This is a genomic window from Bartonella sp. AD13SXNS (assembly GCF_042196465.1).
Taxonomy (GTDB): Bacteria; Pseudomonadota; Alphaproteobacteria; order Rhizobiales; family Rhizobiaceae; genus Bartonella.
Window position 1 is genome coordinate 246,870 of sequence record NZ_JBHIQI010000002.1, and the last position, 22,274, is coordinate 269,143.

18 protein-coding genes are annotated in these 22,274 nt (G+C 38.5%); 4 read left to right on the forward strand and 14 right to left on the reverse strand.

What is annotated here, in order from left to right:
- Positions 1-273 precede the first annotated feature (273 nt).
- Entirely contained in the window at positions 274-2,154 is a 1,881-nt protein-coding gene (locus ACFIMQ_RS03035; RefSeq protein WP_375703364.1) for an AsmA family protein, read from the reverse strand.
- A gap of 305 nt (positions 2,155-2,459) precedes the next feature.
- Between ACFIMQ_RS03035 and folD the strand changes: the two genes are divergently transcribed.
- Positions 2,460-3,359: a bifunctional methylenetetrahydrofolate dehydrogenase/methenyltetrahydrofolate cyclohydrolase FolD gene (folD, locus tag ACFIMQ_RS03040; RefSeq protein ID WP_375616355.1), complete on the forward strand. Its 900-nt coding sequence runs from the start codon at positions 2,460-2,462 to the stop codon at positions 3,357-3,359.
- Between the two features lie 60 nt (positions 3,360-3,419).
- On the opposite strand, the gene edd is transcribed toward folD, so the two are convergent.
- From edd to ACFIMQ_RS03100, 12 genes are all read right to left on the reverse strand, one after another.
- Entirely contained in the window at positions 3,420-5,243 is a 1,824-nt protein-coding gene (gene edd, locus ACFIMQ_RS03045) for a phosphogluconate dehydratase (RefSeq protein WP_375703365.1), read from the reverse strand.
- 55 nt (positions 5,244-5,298) lie between these two features.
- On the reverse strand, positions 5,299-6,051 hold the full coding sequence (pgl, locus tag ACFIMQ_RS03050; protein WP_375616357.1) for a 6-phosphogluconolactonase: 753 nt from the start codon (positions 6,049-6,051) through the stop codon (positions 5,299-5,301).
- A 10-nt stretch (positions 6,052-6,061) separates the two neighbouring features.
- Positions 6,062-7,534: a glucose-6-phosphate dehydrogenase gene (zwf, locus tag ACFIMQ_RS03055; RefSeq protein ID WP_375703366.1), complete on the reverse strand. Its 1,473-nt coding sequence runs from the start codon at positions 7,532-7,534 to the stop codon at positions 6,062-6,064.
- Positions 7,535-7,654: 120 nt separating this feature from the next.
- A complete protein-coding gene (locus tag ACFIMQ_RS03060) occupies positions 7,655-8,944 on the reverse strand; it encodes an NAD(P)/FAD-dependent oxidoreductase (protein ID WP_375703367.1) in 1,290 nt (429 codons plus the stop codon).
- 5 nt (positions 8,945-8,949) lie between these two features.
- Complete coding sequence (locus ACFIMQ_RS03065) at positions 8,950-10,377, reverse strand: glutamine synthetase family protein (protein WP_375703368.1); 1,428 nt, start codon at positions 10,375-10,377, stop codon at positions 8,950-8,952.
- A gap of 453 nt (positions 10,378-10,830) precedes the next feature.
- Positions 10,831-11,172 (reverse strand): class I SAM-dependent methyltransferase, encoded by a 342-nt coding sequence (locus tag ACFIMQ_RS03070; RefSeq protein ID WP_375703369.1) that lies wholly within the window; start codon positions 11,170-11,172, stop codon positions 10,831-10,833.
- Positions 11,173-11,183: 11 nt separating this feature from the next.
- On the reverse strand, positions 11,184-11,654 hold the full coding sequence (locus ACFIMQ_RS03075) for a hypothetical protein (protein ID WP_375616362.1): 471 nt from the start codon (positions 11,652-11,654) through the stop codon (positions 11,184-11,186).
- A 347-nt stretch (positions 11,655-12,001) separates the two neighbouring features.
- A complete protein-coding gene (locus ACFIMQ_RS03080; RefSeq protein ID WP_375616363.1) occupies positions 12,002-12,724 on the reverse strand; it encodes a methyltransferase domain-containing protein in 723 nt (240 codons plus the stop codon).
- Positions 12,717-14,447: a ThiF family adenylyltransferase gene (locus ACFIMQ_RS03085; protein ID WP_375646367.1), complete on the reverse strand. Its 1,731-nt coding sequence runs from the start codon at positions 14,445-14,447 to the stop codon at positions 12,717-12,719. Before ACFIMQ_RS03085 ends, ACFIMQ_RS03080 begins: the two co-directional genes overlap by 8 nt.
- 2 nt (positions 14,448-14,449) lie before the next feature.
- Positions 14,450-15,700, reverse strand: coding sequence for an MFS transporter (locus ACFIMQ_RS03090; protein WP_375616366.1), 1,251 nt, complete (start codon positions 15,698-15,700; stop codon positions 14,450-14,452).
- Positions 15,701-15,764: 64 nt separating this feature from the next.
- Entirely contained in the window at positions 15,765-15,887 is a 123-nt protein-coding gene (locus ACFIMQ_RS03095; RefSeq protein WP_375616367.1) for a hypothetical protein, read from the reverse strand.
- Positions 15,888-17,467: 1,580 nt separating this feature from the next.
- A complete protein-coding gene (locus ACFIMQ_RS03100; protein ID WP_375703387.1) occupies positions 17,468-17,842 on the reverse strand; it encodes a hypothetical protein in 375 nt (124 codons plus the stop codon).
- A 750-nt stretch (positions 17,843-18,592) separates the two neighbouring features.
- Here ACFIMQ_RS03100 and ACFIMQ_RS03105 point away from each other — a divergent pair.
- From ACFIMQ_RS03105 to ACFIMQ_RS03115, 3 genes are all read left to right on the forward strand, one after another.
- A complete protein-coding gene (locus ACFIMQ_RS03105) occupies positions 18,593-19,657 on the forward strand; it encodes a coproporphyrinogen III oxidase (RefSeq protein WP_375703370.1) in 1,065 nt (354 codons plus the stop codon).
- Between the two features lie 10 nt (positions 19,658-19,667).
- Complete coding sequence (locus ACFIMQ_RS03110; protein ID WP_375703371.1) at positions 19,668-20,888, forward strand: MFS transporter; 1,221 nt, start codon at positions 19,668-19,670, stop codon at positions 20,886-20,888.
- 780 nt (positions 20,889-21,668) lie between these two features.
- Positions 21,669-21,815 carry a hypothetical protein gene (locus tag ACFIMQ_RS03115; RefSeq protein WP_375703372.1) on the forward strand — a complete coding sequence of 49 codons (147 nt, stop codon included), beginning with the start codon at positions 21,669-21,671 and terminating at the stop codon, positions 21,813-21,815.
- Between the two features lie 86 nt (positions 21,816-21,901).
- Here ACFIMQ_RS03115 and ACFIMQ_RS03120 read toward each other — a convergent pair whose 3' ends face one another.
- Positions 21,902-22,252 (reverse strand): hypothetical protein, encoded by a 351-nt coding sequence (locus tag ACFIMQ_RS03120; protein WP_375703373.1) that lies wholly within the window; start codon positions 22,250-22,252, stop codon positions 21,902-21,904.
- Between the last annotated feature and the right edge of the window lie 22 nt (positions 22,253-22,274).

Below are 22,274 nucleotides of genomic sequence, written 5' to 3' on the forward strand. Positions count from 1 at the left end.
AGCAACCTTCTAAGACTTGCATCAATATTATGAATCTCTTGTATTTAAAAGATTTTATAAGAAGCGTTGTTCTTCCTCTCTTCACTCGTTTATCGACATACCAACCACGCTTATAACGTAGAGGACGATTTTTATGACTTTATCACGAATAGATTTAAAATGAGAGAATCTTACGATAGTGGAATTTCTTATTTAAGTTTAAAAACAACTTTAAATTGTAAACGGATGAGTTATAATTATAAAATAAAATGTTGTATAGACGAAAAACAATACTCAATCTGTATCAGTGGCTTTTGTAATTAAAAAATTACCATGATCTTGTCCTTTAGAGCTCAGAGAAAATGTAAAAGGCCATGCAAGGCTGTTAGCAAGGCATTGAACATCTTTACATAAAGTGTCTGATCTATAATTTTTTCGTAATTGTGCCTGTAGTATCAATTCATTCTGCTTCCCTTGAGAAATAGCAGTTGCAATAGCTCCCTGAATGGATAAACTCAAGTCTGCTGTATGCATCAATGACTCTGTCACTTTCATCACACCTTCTGAAAAGCTTGTCTGGATATCCCAGTGATCAAAAGTTGTAGAAAGAGAATCATCATTTGTTAAAAGAAATTGTTGTTTGTTTGAAAGTCTTGTTTGTAATTCATTCAAATCATACCCTAATAGCCGACCAGAAGACATCTTTAATGTTAATTCACTCTGCATTTTTGTAAAAACTTCCATCCAAGAATCAGCCAGTGTCTGTATCGTTGCAGTAAAATTCGTTTTGCTTTGTATAAATGGAATAAATCCTAAAGCTTCTAGAGCTTCCTGCATATCAATAGAAGCACCTGAAATATTTCCTCCAATACGCACTTTCTGTCCAACTGGCGTAACTTCAATATTACTTTGAATGGATCCACCCCAAATATTCGCATGCCCAAGATCAAAAATACCATGCCCATTTTTTATTTGTATTGCAGCAGCTAAATTTGTGAGTGAAATATTCCCTATTTTAGTTTGTGGTGCAGAAAGTCGTACATCCACCCCAATACAATCAAAATTTGTCATATCAAAAAATGAATTTTTCTTTTTGCTTGAAAAAAACATTGAGCCCAAAGTGCTAGAATCTAAGTTATCAAATGCTAAAGAGCCCATAATATTTGGTACAGAATCTTGAAAATCAAGTTCTAAAGCCCCACGTGCATTAGTTTGCCCCATCGTAAAGGTAACATTGTTCATTTGGATATGCATTGGTTGCGCTAAAAAATGAGATTCCCATACAATGGGTATTTTTAATTTATGTCCCCAAAACTGATTCCCACCAATCCAAGACAATGTCTGATTCCATCCCGGAGAACGCATCGATACCTTTCCATCAAAAATATAATATTCAGATAACCGAGCCTGTCCTGTAAACGTTATTCCCCCACGCACAGAATTGAGACTTGCCTTAATCTGGCTTTTTCCTCCTGCAAGAAGCAGCAATGCTTGAGAAGCATCAATTGATAACTTTGTAAATTCTCCACGCCAACGAGCATCTGCACGCAACCGTACTTCCTGAGTCGATTCAGCCCAATCTAAAGTTGCATTTAATCCTGTTATTTTTTCTGCGACTCCCGAAAAACTATCGTGATACACAAGAACTCCATTTTCAATAACAATCCTCCCAAAAGGTTGTTTCAAAAGATGCTCTAGCTCTGGATGTTCAGGATTATTTTTTAATATTTCACGCGCATTGCGTATTGCCAATCCTAATGCACCTTGTGAGCGAGAAAATCTATCAAAAAAATCTGCCATTGTTTCAACGGGCTTTTCCATAACAAATTGAGGACGCACAATCCGCGTCTCGGAAAAAGAAACATGTCCCCAAAGAAGATCTATTAAAGAAAGATCAACTTCTATTGATTCAGCTTCCAATAATAGCGCAACATCATCCATTTTTGATGTTAAAGTAACGCCGGAAAGAAATGCTTTAGGATAAGGAAAAAGATGTAACCGCGGTGGATTACGCAGTTGTACATTATAACCCGTCCATGCACTCAAATCCCGTGCTAAATGAATACGAATCGCATCTGTAGAGACAAGATAAGGTAAAACGAGAATCCCCACTCCAAATAAAAAGATAATTGTAATAAAAATTCCGCTCAAAAATTTTATTATTCTGATGCGCACAATATCCCTCTGCAGTTATCCCCCTATAACAGATTAAATACAAAATTAAATGATCGTTAAAAGGTTTTTTATATCCTTATAATTCGCCTTATATATTTATATCTTCATTATTTTTATTCTTTATCCAAAGTTTATTCAAACAGCAATGTTGCTGCTTCTTTATAAAGCAATTATTTAAAAGTCTTCTAAAACTATAAATCCACAACCTTATCAAACCATTCTTACCGTTATTGCTATAAAACTCTATCGTATCATTAGAAAATGCTTTACAAAAAAACAAACAGCCTTACCGAAAGGATCTCTGAATGAATAACATTATCGACGGAAAAAAACTTGCTGAAGAGATTATCATAAAAGTTAAGGCCGAAACAACAAAGCTCCGCCGTCACTATAATATACAACCTAGCATCGCTGTTATTATCGTTGGAGATGATCCCGCAAGTCAAGTATATGTCGCCTCAAAAAATAAAAAAGCCGAAGAATGTGGGTTTCTTTCAATCAAACATGTCGTTTCCAAAGAAACCCAAGAAAAAGAACTGCTACAACTTATTGCAACATTAAATTCTGATCCTAAAATTCATGGTATTTTGGTACAGCTGCCTCTCCCTACCCATATGAATACAAATCGCATAACACAAGCCGTTGCTTTCCAAAAAGATGTTGATGGTTTTCATTATATTAATGTAGGAAAACTCGCGGCAAATGCACTTGAAGATGCGATTATTCCCTGCACACCAGCTGGTGCCATGATGATGATTGAACAACAATGTGGACGAGATTTATCTGGACTTGATGCTGTCGTTGTTGGACGCTCTAATATTGTTGGAAAACCTATGGCTGCTCTTTTAACAGCAGCCAATGCCACTGTGACAATTGCCCATAGTCGCACCCGAGATCTTGATGATGTGTGTCGAAGCGCTGATATTCTAGTAGCAGCTGTAGGCCGCCCACAAATGATTAAAAAAGACTGGGTGAAAAATGGTGCAATTGTTATTGATGTCGGTATTAACCGCGTTGCTGCACCAGAAAAAGGTATAGGGAAAACACGTCTTGTTGGTGATGTCGATTTTGAAAACGTAAAAGAAAAAGCTGCTGCGATCACCCCTGTTCCAGGAGGCGTTGGACCAATGACAATTGCCATGCTTATGGTTAATACACTCAAAGCCGCTGCGCGATCACACAATCTTCCTATACCAAAATTCTAAGAATTGTAACAATTCATTTTGCATGGTTTCATTGCATATGATTTACCATTTTTACATTCGTCATGTCATAAAAACAGATGCCCCTTGATCTGCACGATTAACGGATTGACGAAACACATGAAAAAGTTCGCGTCCAACACCATATTCGTTTTTTGAAAGATCAGGAGGCGTGGTTGTTCGCGCGTTAAATTTTGCTAAATCTTCCAAAAGAGTTAATTTACCCCCATGAACATCAAGGAAAACAATGTCACCATCCTGCAAACGTGCAATGGGGCCATTATCCACTGCTTCTGGTGTCACATGGAGAGCAGCAGGAATTTTTCCTGATGCCCCTGACATACGACCATCGGTTATCAATGCTACCTTTTGACCGCGATCTTGTAAAACGCCTAACATGGTCGTTAACTTATGAAGCTCTGGCATACCATTGGCTTTTGGTCCTTGATAGCGAATAACAGCGATAAAATCTTTATCATGCAACGCTCCAGATTTAAAAGATTTTTGTAGTTCTTCTTGATCATTAAAAACAAAGACTGGTGCTTTAATCTGCCAATACTCTGGTTTAACAGAGGAAACTTTTATAATAGCTGTTCCCAAATCTCCCGATAAAACGCGAATACCCCCTTCAGGCTGAAATGGCTTTCTCCACCCCGCTAACACCTTATAATCACCACTTTCCTTGAGAGCCGCTTCACGTACCACATGACCATCAGCAGAAAGCTTTGCTTCAATTGCATAAGCATTGAGATCTTTACCAAAAACCGTAGAAACATCTTCATGTACCAAACCTGCCTCAATAAGCTCGCGAATAATAAATCCCATCCCCCCCGCAGCATAAAAATGATTGATATCTGCTAAACCGTTAGGATAAATGCGCGCTAAAAGAGGCACAACGGATGAAATTTCTGCAATATCATGCCATGTCAATTTAATACCGCAAACAGCAGCCATAGCAATCAAATGAATCGTATGATTGGTAGAACCTCCTGTTGCATTTAATCCTACAATAGCATTCACAAAAGAACGCTCATCAATGATCATTCCAAGTGGACTATAATGATCACCAAGATCTGTCATTTCAAGTACACGTTTCGTGGCTTCTTTTGTTAAAGCATCACGCAACGGTGTATTCGCATTAATAAAAGAAGCTCCCGGCATATGAAGCCCCATCATCTCCAGTATCACCTGATTAGAGTTAGCTGTTCCATAAAATGTACATGTTCCTGGTCCATGATAAGAACGTGCTTCTGATGCTAGAAGTGTTTGACGATCTATTTTATTTTCTGCGTAAAGTTGACGTATCTTCGCTTTTTCATCATTACCTTGACCACTTGTCATAGGACCAGCAGCTATAAAAATTCCTGGTAAATGACCAAATGTTAGGGCACCAATCAATAAACCTGGCACAATTTTATCACACACCCCAAGATACAATGCTGCATCAAAGACATCGTGTGATAAGCTTATAGCTGTTGCCATTGCAATTACTTCACGCGAAAAAAGGGAAAGCTCCATCCCCGCATTTCCCTGCGTAACACCATCGCACATCGCGGGAACACCACCTGCAACCTGTGCAACACCACCAACCATACGGGCCGACTCTTTAATTAAGTGAGGAAATTTTTCAAAAGGTTGATGTGCTGAAAGTATATCATTATATGCCGTGATAATGCCAATATTCCCAACGATATTTCCCTTCAAACGCTCTTTATCTATTGCACCACAAGCAGCAAAGCCATGAGCCTGATTGGCGCATCCTAAAAAACTCCGTTTGGGGCGATGAACTTGTGCTTTCGCAATACGATCTAAGTAAATTTCTCGTGTTGATCGAGAACGTTCATAAATCCTTCGTGTAACTGTAGAAATTGTCTTGGAAAGTGCCATATTTCTCTCCCCCTTTCATTGTTTCTTCCCCTCATTCATTGAGAGAGATTACGTTTTATTCACCTTGTGTCGCATATTTTGATTCACTTATTTCATTTTCTGCAGGCGACCAATAAACCTGAACGAGATGAGGGGAATTACGCAAAATCGCCCGAATAGGCATTTCTGTTTCAGCCCCATCTTGACAAGCTTCCTCAAAACAATCGCGTTTCTGAAAACCCTCGAAATGGAGAATAATGCAACGAGATTGCATAATAACTGGCAAAGTTAGTGAGAGTCTTGGCTCAACAGCACTCTTAGCATGAAGGGGTAAAACAAGTGCTTGTGTTCGTAAATCAAGCGCTTGCTTTAAACGATCAGCATCAGGAAAAAAAGAAGCCGTATGTCCATCCTCCCCCATTCCTAAAACAACAACATCAAAGGGTTTAGGCAAAGTATTAACACGACTCGCCGCTGAAAAAGCAGCAAGTTCAGCAGTAATTGCTTTATGATAAAGCCCTACAAAACGTGCTTTTGCGGCAAAATTTTGTAACAAATGACACCGTACCATATGTTCATTTGAACGTTCATCGTGTGTAGGGACAAAACGTTCATCGACCAAAGTGATAATGATCTTTTGCCAATCAATATCCGCTTTTGACAAATAATGAAAAAACAATTCTGGTGTTTTACCACCAGACACCGCTAAAACTGCTCTCTTGCGCTCAAGAACAGATACACTAAGCTCGGCGGCTACTCGATCTGCTAATGCCAAAGCTAAAGTCTGAGGGGTTTCAAAGTCTAAACGATCAATATTCATTCTATACATACTTATTGCTCTAAACTAAATTGTTCCATATACGTCCATCACGTTCCATGAGGCTCATCGAAGCAGACGGACCCCACGAACCAGCGTTATAACTGTGAACAGGCTGTTTTATTGCTTCCCATCCCTCAATGATTGGATCAATCCAACGCCAAGCAGCCTCAACTTCATCACGACGCATAAACAGTGTTTGATCTCCACGAATAACATCCATTAATAAACGTTCATAAGCATCAGGATTACGTTCAGAAAATGCGGAAGCAAAACTCATGTCTAATGGAATGTGACGAAACCGCATACCGCCATAACTTGGATCCTTAATCATCAACCATTGTTTTACACCTTCATCAGGTTGGAGACGAATTACAAGCCGATTAGAAAAAATTTCATCTAAATCCACATTAAAAATATTATGAGGAATAGGTTTAAAAACCACAACAATTTCAGACATTCGCGTGAACATGCGCTTACCTGTTCGTAAATAAAAAGGCGTATTAGCCCAACGCCAGTTATCAATCTTAACCTTAAGTGCTACAAATGTTTCACTCTTACTCACTCTTCCTAGATCATCAAAATAAGACTCTACCGATATACCATTTGATAGACCAGAAAGATACTGCCCACGTACAGTATGCTGCCCTACATTATGGACATCAAGCGGTGTTAAAGAATGTAAAACTTTAAGTTTTTCATCGCGCACAGCATTAGCACTGTTGGTAAATGGTATTTCCATCGCAACCAAACAAAGTAACTGTAGCATATGGTTTTGAACCATATCGCGTAGAGCACCAGTGCTTTCATAGTATTCTGTACGCCCCTCTAACCCTAAAGATTCAGCAACGGTTATTTGAACATGATCAATATAATTGGAGTTCCATAGCGGTTCATAAAGTGTATTAACAAACCGCAATGCCATTAAATTTTGAACAGTTTCCTTCCCAAGATAATGATCAATGCGAAAGATCTGCTCTTCATTAAAGGCGCTTGCAAATACATCATTAAGTGAAATAGCTGTTTTTACATCGCAACCAATTGGTTTTTCAATGATAATCCGTGTTTGTGCTGTCACCAAATTATTTTTTCCCAACTTCATCGCAATATCAGCAAAAAGTGACGAACCAACAGCCAAATAAAAAGCTCGAATATCTGCTGAATCTTGTGACAGAAGGAGGGCTAAATCCTTCCACCCTCGATTTGAGGTAACATCAACAGAAACATAGCTTAAACGTGCAAGAAAACGATTGAGTTCTGTTGAATTGAGATCTTTTGGATGGATATGTTTTTCTAAAGAAATGCGAACAAAATTTTGATATTCTTCACAACTTAAGGAAGTGCGCGAAACCCCAATAACACGTGTTGGCTCACTGAATTGCCCAGCACACTGACAATGATACAAAGCCGGCAAAAGCTTGCGCAACGCCAGATCACCATTGCCACCAAAAACAATACAATCAAAGGAAGAAACTGGAATAATTTTACGCACCATGAACTTGTTTATTTTTCTAATCGATTATGAAATTCCATATCACTTATAAAAGCTTTCATCATTAAAGCAGACAGATACTAAATAAGCCATTAATTTTCTTCATTTCAAGCAATGTTTCCATTAAAGGCGATCCATTAAAGAAAACCAACGCATTGCTAAAAATATAAGCGGATAACGCAAAACGCGTCCCCCCGGAAAAGATGAAATCTTTAAGTCTTGGAAATAGGAAAAACGTTCATATTTTCCAGTTAACCATTCTGCGTATAATTTTCCCACGAAAGGAGCCAGCATAACGCCATGCCCTGAATAACCACCACAATAAGTTATCCTTGAGAAAAGTTGTCGAACATAGGGCATGCGCTCAACTGTGATGGCAACCGTTGCTCCCCACCGATGGCTTAAATTGATAGAATGTAATTGAGGATAAATTTCAACAATTTGCCGTTTTATACGTTCATCTAAATTTAGAGGATGCTTATTATCATAACTTTCTACACCACCAAATAAGAGACGATTATCAATGCTTTTGCGAAAATAGCGAACCATAAAACGGGAATCATCAACCGATTCCCCCCCTATAAGAATTGAACTATGCTTTGGTAATGGGTCCGTTGCTCCAATATAAGAGCGAATAGAAACAATATTTTTTTCAATAAAACGCTCCAGACCAAGTTTATACCCATTTGTTGCAAGTAAAACATGCTCTGCTGTTACACTGCCTTTTTCTGTTATTACTTTCCAATGGTCTCCCTTGCGCCTTACGGTCGTTACTTGTGACTTCTCATAAAGCTTAGCACCAGCATCTTGGGCTCTTTTTGCTAACCCAACAATCAATTTTAAGGGGTTTATATGGCCGGTATCCGCATCATAAATACCACCACAATAAAAAGTTGATCCAAGTCGCTCAGATGTTTCAGCCTTATCCATAAAAGTAAGCGCGTGATAGCCATAACGCTGCATCGCCTCAATATGCCGTTGATAAGAGAAAAGCTCACGCCTTTTATGGGTTACAGAAAGCTGTCCTCCTATCAAATCACAAGGACAATTAGGCATCGCGCATAACGATAAAATATCTTTTTTAGCTTCTTCTGCTAAATCAAACAGAACCTTACTGCGCTCAAAACCATATTTTTTCTCTAATGTTTCTACCCACTGCCGTTGCCCCGTTCCTAATTGACCACCATTGCGCCCTGAAGCGCCATCACCAAAACGTGATGCTTCAAACAAAACAACACCCACTCCAGCTTTGGCTAAATGATAAGCAGCTGAAAGTCCCGTAAAACCGCCTCCAATAATGACCACATCACACTGTCTGTGTTCATCAAAACATGGATAAGAGAAACGTTCTTTTAAAGTGTCTTCATACCAAGAAATTCCTGGAGAAATTAGATTATCATCAATCGTTGTCATAAAATTTAAACATTCAGCAGGAGATATTCACGCTCCCACGGACTAATTACTTCCATAAAAGTTTCAAACTCTTGTCGTTTGATTGCAGCATAAGTACTGACAAACACATCCCCTAAAATAGCACGTATTGCTGTATCTTGTTCAAATAAATTAACGGCCTCAATGAGTCCACGCGGTAACTCAATATTATCAGCGTTTACATTATTTGTCGTTGGCTCATCTGGCTCAATTTTTTGCTGTAAACCAATAAGACCACACGCTAAAGAAGCTGCAAGGGCTAAATAAGGATTCGCATCTGATGAAGGAAGCCTATTCTCGACACGCCGCGCTTGAGGAGCAGAACGAGGGACACGAAAAGCTGTCGTCCGATTATCATATCCCCATCGCAAATTAACAGGAGCCGAATTATCAGGTACAAGACGTCGATAAGAATTCACGTAAGGCGCAAGCATCACAAGAACCCCTGGCATATGTTTTTGCAATCCACCAATAAAATGCCGAAAACTGACACTTTCTTCACCATTCTCCTGTGTAAAAATGTTCATACCGGTTTTCTTATCAACGACCGATTGGTGAATATGCATCGCAGAACCCGGTTGCCCCTGAATGGGTTTTGCCATAAATGTCGCATACATATTATGTTTCAGTGCTGCTTCACGAATTGTTCGTTTAAACATAAAAACTTGATCTGCTAATTCAATAGGATCACCATGACGTAAATTGATTTCAAACTGTCCTGCTCCTTCTTCATGAATGAGGGTATCAATTTCCAATCCTTGTGCCTCTGAAAAATGATAAATATCATCAATCAAATCATCAAATTCATTAACCCCAGCAATTGAATAGCCTTGCCCCCCACCAATTGAACGCCCAGAGCGACCAACCGGTGAAACTAAAGGGTAATCAGGATCGGGATTTTTTTGTACTAAATAAAACTCAATTTCTGGTGAAACAACTGGTTTTAAACCCATTTTTGTGTAAAAATGAACCACCGTTCGTAAAACATTGCGAGGTGTATAATCCACAACCTGACCATTTTGATACACAAGATCACAAATCACCTGTGCCGTAGGAGCATCTTCCCATGGCACAATGCTTAATGTAGAAAGATCAGGCTCAAGGCGTAAATCACCATCTGCTTTAGGATATTCAAAACCATGACCATCTTCCGGATAATCCCCTGAAATTGTTGCCATAAAAACTGCTGAAGGCAATGCCAATGATGTTTCCGATGTAAATTTTTTAGAAAGCATCATCTTGCCCCGTGGTACCCCTGCTTGATCAGGCGTAATACATTCAATATCCTCTACCTTACGAAAAGAAAGCCATTGTGAAACCTGTTCCCAATTATTCACACCACGTAACCTTTTGAGAAAGCGAGAGACAGATTTAAAATTCTTACTTTTCATTTGTTTAACATTTTTTACAGCCATAACATACCAACTTTAAAAACAATTAAGTCCTATTCTTATTGTATCAGCCCCTGCATGAACGACACGAAAAAAATTTATCAACTGATATTTTTGAAGAATACTATAAGATCCATCAAGGTAAAAGAACTTTACGCTCAACAAGCTATCCTATCACCATAGTGAAAAATTGATATTGCACGCGATACATCGGTGCAAACCTTCTCCTTATATAAAACAGTGAGAAATACCAGAACGTAACCTAATTCCGATTCAAATAATCATATATAAGCAAACATTGGTAAGAATAATAAAAGCGAGATATTTAATTTCCTTTTGGTCGTAGCAATGCTTAATTAAAAGAAAGGAAACTTTTCTTTTAATATGAAGCAAATTTTGTAACTCTATTGTTATCCACATAGAAGTAAACACCCTAGGATGGTGGTGAGTAGCCTTTACAGCTGTGCTTACAAACACTCACCCCGCCATAATATGCGTAAATGTATTTTCAGGATAAGACATACGCTCAGCATTTCCGACATGAAACTTAACCATCGCCTGCATAACAGAGCTATCAACCTTGTTCTGAGCGAATGGTACAAACTCTGCGCTTATATCAATTTCCACCGCTTGACATTGCACTTCGCACACAATATTTAGAGCTGAGAATCCAGTAGAGCATACCAAATCCAATAGATAGGAATTTTTGCTAATTGCGCCATGCGTGATCCAACATTTGATAGTCTCCAACCCACTAGGAGGTGTGTTATTTATATCTAAAAAGCCAAAAAATCGGATATGATAACACAATAAGACCAATTTCCTTTGAACTAACGTCCTTCATCGTCGATCTTCCACCATCGTAAAATCTTTTTTGTATCAGTTGCTTTCACATACTTTGACTTATGATCTAGTGATTCTGCTAACGGAATATTATAGTAAATCCCAGATTCCGCATAAGCTTGACGTATCCGCTTCCGAGCTGTAGGAGCTATCAAATTTGTTTGCCTATTTGCAAACTTACGAAAAGTAAAGTTTGGCTGAATTAGAAATGCGATCGCATCTTGTAGAGGCAAATGCCTAGCATGATTTTCTGGATAATGCGATGAAAACACAATTAGATATAATATCGTATCCATAACTTTAAATCTCCACTCACTAGCATCCACGCCCTCAAGAAGGTTAGGAGCCAAAGCAAGACGTATGAAGTCAAAAAATTTATAGACATGCTGCACAAGTTCATTATCAGTTGTAACGTTTACACCTTCAAAAAGCAGATATAATCCATCAAGCTGGTGCACGGAATAGGTCCTAAGGTAGTCATAAATGAGTACTAAAAACTTTTTGTCCAGACCGTAAAACAAACCAAATCAATGGTTATTCTTCTGCGAAAAAATACATTTTACGCTAGAAAAAATACGATTTATCCGATCACCCAATGCATCTTCATGATTGATACATATTGTTTCAATATTGTCTTCAATTCCATAAAAATCACCTAAAGCATTCAAAGAATGCAATAATACGTTTTTATTAAATGTAAGGGATTCAAAAATATTTTTTTGTAACAAAGATGCCGGCTGCAAGTGATATATCTTAGTATCTCGTGCCCTCAGATATAATCTGTCATTAAAAATGTCTCCTATAATTAATAACATAGATACCCTTTAAAGTTTAAAAAAGAAAAGCAGCACTCTATATTCTTAAAACCAGCATTTCTAAACAGGTCTATATTTTCATTATCAAAATTTGGTATTAATTTATTTTCCAAAGCTATTCTTTTATTGTCAATTTCAATCTTGGAATATCCATTGTTTTCTTTCCACTGCAAATAAGCGTCAATATATATATCATTTATAAGTGTATTAGGAAAAACAATTTTTTCGAAAACAACCAGTGTTGTCTTAGGCTCACATGAGCTTTTAATATTTCTGAGAAATTTTTCTCTGTCTACAGGTCTAATAAACTGCAAAACTAAATTCAGTATTATGAAATCCGGCCTTAAATTTTCTATACAGCGCCATTTACCATCTGATAAAAAATTATGACTCCTAAAAGTTATTTTGCTTAAATTAGAAGCGCATTTATTTTTCGCTTTCTCAAGCATATCAAGCGATAAATCAACTCCATAACAATGCTCCACAAGTCCCTCATTCAATATTTTATGTATCGTAGTTCCAGTAGAGCATCCGATATCTATAAATATATTATTTTTTGAAAATTTCGTATAAAGCAGCAATATAATTTCTTGAATATTTTCATAGCCAGGAACACTCCGCACCACCATATCATCAAATACTTCACAAACATCTTTATTAAATGAAAATGATTTTCGCTTGTCTTCCTGTAAAAAAAGCAAATCCCTAACCATACCGAAACTCCAAAACTGTGAAATAAGGAACATGATGACTAGCTTGCAACGGATCTGGGTGTTGTGGCTCTACAATTTTCTTTAGAACAAAACCATATTCTAAAAAAGCATTAATATAACTTGATAATGTTCGCTTATAAGACGTAAGATGAGATATCATACTGCCATTTTTATTAAGACGTGTTTTAATTTGCTTACCCTCGTAAAAATATTTTTTTAAGATAATTTCTTTATCAACACCAGAAACACAAGAATCTTTAACTGGATTAGGGAGGATACACAAAATCTTTGCACCTAGTTGCGCCAGCGTTGCTACCTTCTCTATACATTTTTGATATTCACAAATATGATCTAGTACAAGCGACAAAACGATACAATCAAATAACATATCGGTCTTATATTTATTAATATCAATTTCTAAATACTCAATGGCTTCCCCTAATTCTCGTGCCCTATCTAACATCTTTTGATTGGTATCTATCCCAACGACCATATCCGAACAACGTTCTAAAATTCTTGAATATGTTCCGATTCCACATCCAATATCTAGGGATGCTCTATAGCATCCTTCTATCAAAAGGTTATTAACTATATCATCGAGTAAAATTTTATTTAAGCTATCAACTTCTCGTGAAGTCACATAATGCTCTGCAACAACATCAAAATCATGTAACTTATCTTGAGATGGAGAAACATTACTATGTTCTAGTAAAATTTCATCACTTATGTAATCGTATACCGATACTTCATAATTATCAGGATTAATAAACAATCTTTTATTATGAAGAAAACGGGAGTCAGCACATACGTATTTAATTACTTCATGAGCACAAATAGAGGAAACAAGATAATTTAGCGGTCCGTAAGAAGGAGCCTGATAGTTTTTATTTATATTATATCTTAACTCGCTACATTCTATATCCGTATTTTTAGCGAGCACATCAAAACCAAAATCGGAATCTGGAAAAAACATTGGGCCTATGGCTCCCAAACGCCCTAAATATCCTGCATTAATAACCGGAGTCGAAATCTTTTTTTGAATCTCAGCCATTAACTCAAATGCATTCGGTGGATCAGCAGACAATAAAACAAGGTCGACTCCCATTAAAAAAGAACAGAATTCATCTAATGCCTCGACCTCAAGTAAACGTGGCAAAGTTACAACTTGACAAGTACTGTTGTGTTCAAAAATGCGCGCTTTTAAAGCATCTGCTTTTCGCAGACCTATCTGTGCTTCAACAAAAGCGGTGGTCCTTGTTAAATTTGATAATTCAATTCGATCGCCATCGGTTATCCTTAAATAACCAATACCCGCAGCAGCCAAAAGGGTTGCTACGTTAGAACCAATACCACCTGCACCAATTATCCCAATTTTAGCCTGCTGTAAAGACCGCACAGCAAGATCATGATCCATTCCTGCCATATCCAAAAACAATCGATGTCTATCGTATCTATCCTGTTCCCAAACAGTAGATATAATTTTATACTCCATCAGATCTTGTAACAACACATCAATATCATAAGCCTCTTGATATGCTCGTTCCCGATATTTTTGGCTAATAGCAGCACAATCATTTGGTGTATTCAAATCGATAAGCATCTCTACTAAAAACGATGGACAACTATTAATTTCGACTAAATCCATATAAGATGACCCACACACTATTTTTTCCTGTGTCTTTATGTAAGTCACAGGCAAGGCCCTGTTCAACTGTATCTTCACTTTCAAACCTCCTCGTCTTTTATTAACTTTTTATCAGTATAAAGCCAGACCAAATTAAGCGGGATAATTAAACATATACAAAGCAAGGTGAAACAAAAAGCAGCTTCTATACAAACATTGTTTGCCAACAAACCAATCAGCACAAGCGCTAAAATACCAAAAATACGTGCAAGAAAACTAACAATGGATAAAACCGTATTTGCATTCTTTTGTTGAATATGTTTAAAAAATTCTGCTTCAAACTGCGTCATAGGGACAGAAAAAAAACTGTGAAATACAGTGAATAAAATAATGGGGGCCCAACTGTTTGCAACAAGGAGCAGAGCAAGCATAATAACAGCACTCAGAACGAGTGAGCACAAAGTTATCGCCATAGGAGCGTATTTTTGCATAAGATATTTAATTACAAAGCGATTAAATAAGTATTTTACGAGAGTATAAGACACAAAGCACAGGCCAAGAATAAGAATTTTAGTCTTTCCTGTTGCATTGTCTAATACTCCTGTTTGTCCCAAAATAAAAGGTTGCCAAAAATGAAATATTGGCTGCAATGCAGCAACAATAAAACCACATATCAATATATAATATAACCCGATTTTTGAGGTAACTAAATAAGTAAAAGCTTCTGTTGCATGCAACAAAGAACCCGATTTTATTGGCTGACTACCCGAAACGGATGCAATAGCTATCCCCGTCACCCGACTAAACAAGAATACAAGCACGAGAAACCCGAAAGAACAAAAATAATATGCCGACTGATAATTATCCATACACAAAACAATAAGAACACCTAGAGCACCAGCAACCGTATTCATGAATGCCGTTAGTTCCCGCTTATAGGCGTTTACTTGGTGGTAGACCAAACTACCTTTGTAACCACCGCTATCGATTAAGCCTTTAATCCATGTGCTATCAGCGCCAGAACATAAAGAAAAGCCTAAAGCATAAATAATTTCTGCCGGAATTAAGACAGAAAGATTAGGCGCGTAGATACATAAAAAGAAAAAGAGCGAAAAAAAGAAACATGATAGGATAACATTTTGTTTAACGCCAATTTTATCTCCTAAAATCCCACAAGGCACTTCAAAAATACAAATAGCGACGCTAAATACAATTTGCAATAAAGCTAACTGTGTTATACTAACGCCCATAGACAAGAAAAAAAAAGCATGGAACGAACCTGTAATCAGCCGAACCCCACTCATTGCCGCACAGCCATAGAGCAACTTTTTAACTTCATAATCTATCGTCATTAATATATCCAAAAGCTATAAAGCTGGCAGCTTTTTTTGCTGCCAGCTTTATATATTTTAAACCTCAATTCAGAAGGGCGCGTCGAGCAGTCATTTTCTGCTCACTTGTTTGTGCTTTAAGCGAAGTAACATCAACCCGCTTAATTTGAATTTTTTTCAGTGGTTTATACACATCTTTAGTTTTCATAATTTTACCTCCTGTATTAAATGAAAACAATTAAATTTCACATGAAGTACACATTATAGCTACTTTTTAGCTCGCTTTTGTCAATTTATTATTTTGATATAAAAAGCTTTGCTCTCCTCCCCGCGCCAAGGTTAAGTATTTCATACTCCAATCATTCTGTAACAACCACCGCAGCACTTGGAAACTCATGCACCCCTTCGGGCAAAGTACGCTTATATTCACGCCAATTTGTCACCGGCTATGCACCACACTCAAAACCCATCTCAAATTTTCTGAAAACGCTGCTTTCAGAAATTGCCTACGCAGGCGTAATCAAACTTCTAACGATAAAGCAACGTCATCTTGAAATTCTCTAACACTTTTCTTAGCCAATTACCGCCGTGGTATTTCAAAGATTCTGTAGAGTGTATCATCCATACGAAGTCAAACTGAGCCATGACGAGCCTGTTCTTCTAAAGTTACAGTTGAACAAGTAAACATTATATTGGTGATGTTTTCCATAAATTCATGACTACTATAAAATCTATTTGCAAACTCAAAAGTGGTAATTTTCTATCCCATTGAAAAATAAATAATAAAACAAGCATAGATCTTTTTAGATAAGCCCCCCTGCTCATTGAAATAATTTAACCATTTTAAGTAAAAAAGGGAAATCACGAGAGAATAGTCTTTGCTCTATTATCACTCATACGCAAAAATCTAAGAAATGCTGATTTCTTAAGGGAAAAAACAAGAAATAAAATAGTTTTATAAAGGAAAACGGTACTGCACGCGATACATCGCGTGCTAACTTTTGACTAGTATAAAAGATCGACGCATCAAATTAAATATATTTTACAAATAAGCACGAACATTTTGCACCGCACTAGGTTTTATACAACTGCAGAATATCTCCTTTATTCGACAGCAACTATCGCAACACCCCTAAAACGACCACACTTTGGAATAACCTCCTACCAAACTACCCACTCGCAACTAAAGATTCACCATAAACCAGAAAGCACTTTATGACTAGATGCACTCCAACAAAGTACAATACCTAATAAGCAAAGCGATAAACTCCATACGAATAGTCATTTTCTTCAAAAAATAATAATTTGAGTCCGCATTCGAATCCAATCTGGCGCATTTATGATATCATAGCTCCTACATGCCGACAGCATAAATTTGTCATCTAAGGATAAATCCAATGGGATAGATATATCTCTTAATAGATACATCTCTTACAAGAATATCATACTCATAACAATTTGAACCAACGACATCCGCTAAACTAAATTCACCGCTCATATCTCGAAAAGACAAAATTTGTGGCACTCTATTCTCGTGATACTGTGCAGACCAAGCACACGCCCCCCAGAGCCCAGATTGTAATTAAGTTCGTACCATTCCGCTCTTTTATAGAGCTAATATTTGAAAATAAATAACCATAATCTTCAGATATAATACGCCTAGATTCAATAATTACCGTAAGCTTATGTAAATCACAACCCAATTGTGACAATGCCTCTTAAATTTTACGAGAATATTCGTCATTGACCGTCACGGCATCGCAGAACGCTGTGGAAGTCGGATATCCCCTACCTAGACTGATAAAAACTTATCTGATCCTTCAATGCGTAAATATCCTTTCCAGCCTTAGTTAAGGTAGATACTATTAACTCAGTCGAATTCACATTAGAGCCCACATGCAAATGCACCCCATTAAGCCTAATCCTATTGGATTCTAGCAAAGATAATGCAGCATGTAACTTCGTCGCAGTCATACCAAAACGCGATCTATCCCCGTTTGCCAGTACATGGCACAATCTCAATGAGATTTTAGATAATATGTCAAAATAGCGGGCAAGAGCGATGATGTTATGTAATTCGATAATATTATCACACTGAACATTTATATGTTTTCTAATAGATAATTCTATCTCTTCTCGAAGTTTTACAGGGATATAAAAAATGTATCTCTACCTTTAAAACCATCTTTTTGCGCTAATGATATTTCATAACCAGACGCAAATTCCAAGTTCCAGCAACATAACAATGATGCCCCGCACATCCATTAAAATACCTTGCTTTTTCTCGCTCTAAGCATTCATAGCCCGACCAAGTAAAACAGGATACCAATTACAATCTCAGACCATAAGACAGCAAGAGAAAGTTCTTTTATATTTTTATCTTTAACATCGCCTCTTAAACAAGTTAGCCTGTTCATATAACAAGTTATATGTATAATACATATAACTTCTACAAAAGGAGGATTCATTATGTTCCGTGAAAATCTTTGGTAATACACTCGGGTGATTGGGTCACCAGTCGCCCGTCAATAATATATTGCGAGTTAAGAAATTGGGGGAGATAAGCTATGCAACTCGTGGATCATCCTTTTGTGAAGTTCGATCAACTCAAGCCGATTTACAACTTCACATATCCGCTATTTCGCACTATTTCAAATGAATTTTACGATTACCTAGACTTTAATAAGCTAGCGCAAAGTAAGCAGATTCCACAAGCGCGTACCATTTCTCTTTATTTGCATATTCCCTTTTGTAAAACTATCTGTTCCTTCTGTCTCTTTCAGAAAGGGGACTACAAGTACGTTAAACAAATCGAATCTTATATTTCAGCACTTACCACAGAGATCAGAAACAAAGGAAATTTCATTCGCTCGCTTAAGCAGCATCTATATAGGGGGCGGCACACCGTCGCTTTTGTCTGCAGATAATATCCGCCACATCGGAAAAGTATTGCATGCTGAATTTGAGCTCTCTTCCTTAGCCGAGTTTACACTGGAAAGCGAACCGAAGAGCGTCACACGTGATAAACTTTATGCTGCCCGTGAGATCGGCGTTAACCGGATCAGCTTCGGTATACAGAGTTTCATCGAGCGTTTCCGATCATTGTTTAACCTCACCTCAACACGTGAACAAATCAACAATACCGTAGCTTGGTCACAAGAGATAATTGGACATGTCGGTTTAAACCTACTATATGGCATGCACAGCCAGCAAGCCGAAGAACTATTATACGATTTGAAGCAAGCCAGCGAGCTTCACCCTGAAACCATCAACCTCTATGCAATCAACAATCTGGCTATCACGTCGCAACTGCATAAGTCTTACGCACAAAAAGGGACTAAACCGTCCAGCCTACAGCATCGACAGATGCTTCGATTATTTAGCGATATCGTTATGCGCAGCTGCGGCTATGCGCCGTGTAATGGGCATTCCTATATCAAAATTGCCAATAACACTCCCCTAACGCTCGCTAAAACGAGTTCAGCTAATTATTTCCGCTATCACAAATATTTGCATGGTTATCATGACGATTATGTGGTTGGCTTCGGGGCGTCAGCACTGTCGATTCTCGGCTCACTCGTCACACGAGCCAATCCCAGTCGAAGCGGATACATTACCGACATACAACTTAAAGACAAATCCAAAGTATACTACAATTGGGTATCAGCGGAGCAACAAGCCTCCAAAGCTTTGTGTATGCGGCTACCTTATAACGGCTATGCCAAAAAAGAAAGAATTGACTGGACCGCACTTCCCTCTTTCGTATACAATAACCTACAACAGCTCATAGGTGCAGGTCTCATCGCAGAAAGTGATAACAATCTCCAGCTAACTCAGCGTGGTTGGCAATGGTATTCCAACCTCATGTATTTTCTTCTACCTCAGGAAGACAGGAATATCTTGGACGACTATGTCGCAAACATGCTGAATACAACCGCCGTACTTGATGGAACAGCGGAAACCTGTGTGGCATCTTAAGGAGAACAAAATGTTCACGCTTTTTGCCAACAAGAACATACGCTATTTTTGCCTAACCGTTAGTCTGCTCGCCTTACTCAGCGGTGCTTTGCGCACTGCCATCCCGCTATTAGCAAGACAATCTGGATATGGCGTAGTCGGAGTAAGTTGGGCGCAAAGTCTCTTCTCATTAGCGTGGCCAATTTTCGGCATCCTTGCAGGCGCTTTACTTGATCGCTGCGACAAAATAAAACTTGCCACCTCGGCTCTCCTCATCTTCATGCTACTGCATATTGTACTGTTCGTACTGCTCACGATACAGATTACTCCAGCCGAACAAATTTTCTTCTATGCAACCATTGCTGGATTCATCGTCGTTTCTGCCGAAGCTTATATAATGACGATTCCACCACTTATCATGGAGGGAGAGCGATTGATTACCTTCTACTCTATTGTCTTGTTTTTAGATTTCGGGGTCTCCTATTTTCTTGCCCCTGTCATAACAAGCAGCATTTTAGCGCATAGCACACTGCTATTTCTCGGCCTTTTAATCGTGCTTTTTATCGCATTGATTTTTACCGCTCGCCATGCTGTTCCGACATCGCCAACACCTGATAAAGAAAACATCACTTTCCGTTATATCATTGCCGGCTTTCGTTTCATTTTTTCAAATCGGCATCTTACCTCCCTTACATTACTCACATTCTTTCTATCGGTGGTATTTGGAGCATTCCTAACCTCATTCATCTTCTTCGTTACCGACAGTCGGTATCTGGGCCTACATAGCAGCCAATATGGCGTGATGTTTGCAGCCTACGCGCTTGGAACAATGGCAGGAGCCCTATTTGCGCCGCGTATACGCTATGCACCGGTGCGCCTAGCTGTTCTCACTGACGGTTTAGGAACGGTTGTCTTGCTGCTGATTCCAGCCTTTTCAAAAAGTGCTGTCGTCGTATGGGGCGTCACCTTTATTGCTGGCGTTGGAGCAAGCTTATGGTTTATTGGTGTTACCGCCTTCAGGCAGCGCCTCACACCAAAGCAACTTCTCGGGCGAGCTAATTCTGCTTTTCGGGTGATAGGCTATGCTGGAACGCCGGTCGGAAGCTTTTTGGTCGGCGTCCTTGGTTCTTTTATATCATTGCAGTTTGCTGCCACCTTTATCGCTGGACTACTATTGGTGGCTATCGCGATAACGCTTCCTTTTCTTTGGCAGGCTGATCATATAGACACACCCAACCCTGCCACGAGGTAACAGCTGCTTTTTAAAAAAGACACGGTCAAAAAAGGCACACATACCCTATTACGCAATCAATTGATCTATTCTTTGGACGAGAAAATTATCACCATAATGGCTGATAGAGCCAGCGGCACTATAGAAGCAGACAAACAAGCGCTAAAGACAAAACAGCCCCCTTTACGTTGATTGGGCGATGATCTCAACGCCATATGAAGGATGCAGAGAGCTTATAGCATACGAAGTGCAATTCTTAACCAAAAACTCCGCCCTAGCAATACCCCCTTATACTCCAGTTAATCCGTCACCCGCTGGACATCAAATGCCTCACTCCTTTACTGCTCCTCAAAATACATTTTGCTGCACTTACGCGCTGTATTCTGCCTTTGTAATTAAAAGAGCAGCACTCCTTTCCTCATTTAGGATCTCTGCCTACACAATGCAGCAACAGATGCGACCATATATGCAATCACGCCTTAGGATCTGCATAGTAGAAAGATTAGTTCGAGAGATTCATAAAGCCTATATCCCAATAAATTTGCCACCCAATCCACCTTTTAAAAGGGCGGCTTTATATAAACCGTTAGAGCAAGCTATGAAATCCTTAGGTGTATTAGAAATAATTGGCGGTTTTTACCTCAAACCAATGTTGATTGACTTTTACTCGTGCATATACGCAAGCGATGCTACTCTTTTCTCAGATAGAAAGGACATAATCGTTACCATCTGACCTATTATTGTTTGAAAATAAAAAAAAGTATCAGTGCGACTGATGATATTGAAGAGCTATCTCATTATGTGGCTGTACTTAATTACGGCATTGGGAAGCTAAACACGCAATCACCCATTTCTGCGTGCCTTCTGCATGATATTCATAAGATTTTATTACGCGGTAAACGCGGTACGTCCAAAAGCCTTGGCGAATTTCGCAAAGCACAAAATTAGCTTGGTGGTACGCAACTAAAGACAGCGTCATTCGTGCCGCCCACTCCTACCACAGCCCTCCTACTCTCTCTACCACCATCCCCCGCTTAGAATCGCGACAACTCATCACCCGGCGCCTCGTTAAACACCACACCAGTCTCAAGGGCGGTAAAATGCGCCTTGCCGCATTTAATCTTCAGCATTTCTTTAAGGCGCAAATCAAACTCGCTATTCGTTCCTTTTGTTTCCAGCACAAAGTAAAGCTTTTGTTCGCCATCCCTCTCTAAAAAAACCGCCCAATCAGGCGTATAAGAACCAATGGGAATGGTTATTTTAAAACTTCTTGGCAGTTTAAAAAACAATCTTACATCAGAGTCATTATCGAAATTTTGCGCAAACTCTTTCTCAATACGGCTCTCACAAATCACATGATCATAAACACTTTTCTCATTGACCACCGCCGGCCATATGATAGCCTTT

What these genes read in the sequence shown, in the direction of transcription:
- ACFIMQ_RS03090 (WP_375616366.1), bottom strand. Translation starts at nt 15,700, where the DNA reads ATGACGATAGATTATGAAGTTAAAAAGTTGCTCTATGGCTGTGCGGCA.
- ACFIMQ_RS03065 (WP_375703368.1), bottom strand. Translation starts at nt 10,377, where the DNA reads ATGGCTGTAAAAAATGTTAAACAAATGAAAAGTAAGAATTTTAAATCT.
- ACFIMQ_RS03110 (WP_375703371.1), top strand. Translation starts at nt 19,668, where the DNA reads ATGTTCACGCTTTTTGCCAACAAGAACATACGCTATTTTTGCCTAACC.
- zwf (WP_375703366.1), bottom strand. Translation starts at nt 7,534, where the DNA reads ATGGTGCGTAAAATTATTCCAGTTTCTTCCTTTGATTGTATTGTTTTT.
- edd (WP_375703365.1), bottom strand. Translation starts at nt 5,243, where the DNA reads ATGGCACTTTCCAAGACAATTTCTACAGTTACACGAAGGATTTATGAA.
- pgl (WP_375616357.1), bottom strand. Translation starts at nt 6,051, where the DNA reads ATGTATAGAATGAATATTGATCGTTTAGACTTTGAAACCCCTCAGACT.
- ACFIMQ_RS03095 (WP_375616367.1), bottom strand. Translation starts at nt 15,887, where the DNA reads ATGAAAACTAAAGATGTGTATAAACCACTGAAAAAAATTCAAATTAAG.
- ACFIMQ_RS03080 (WP_375616363.1), bottom strand. Translation starts at nt 12,724, where the DNA reads ATGGTTAGGGATTTGCTTTTTTTACAGGAAGACAAGCGAAAATCATTT.
- folD (WP_375616355.1), top strand. Translation starts at nt 2,460, where the DNA reads ATGAATAACATTATCGACGGAAAAAAACTTGCTGAAGAGATTATCATA.
- ACFIMQ_RS03060 (WP_375703367.1), bottom strand. Translation starts at nt 8,944, where the DNA reads ATGACAACGATTGATGATAATCTAATTTCTCCAGGAATTTCTTGGTAT.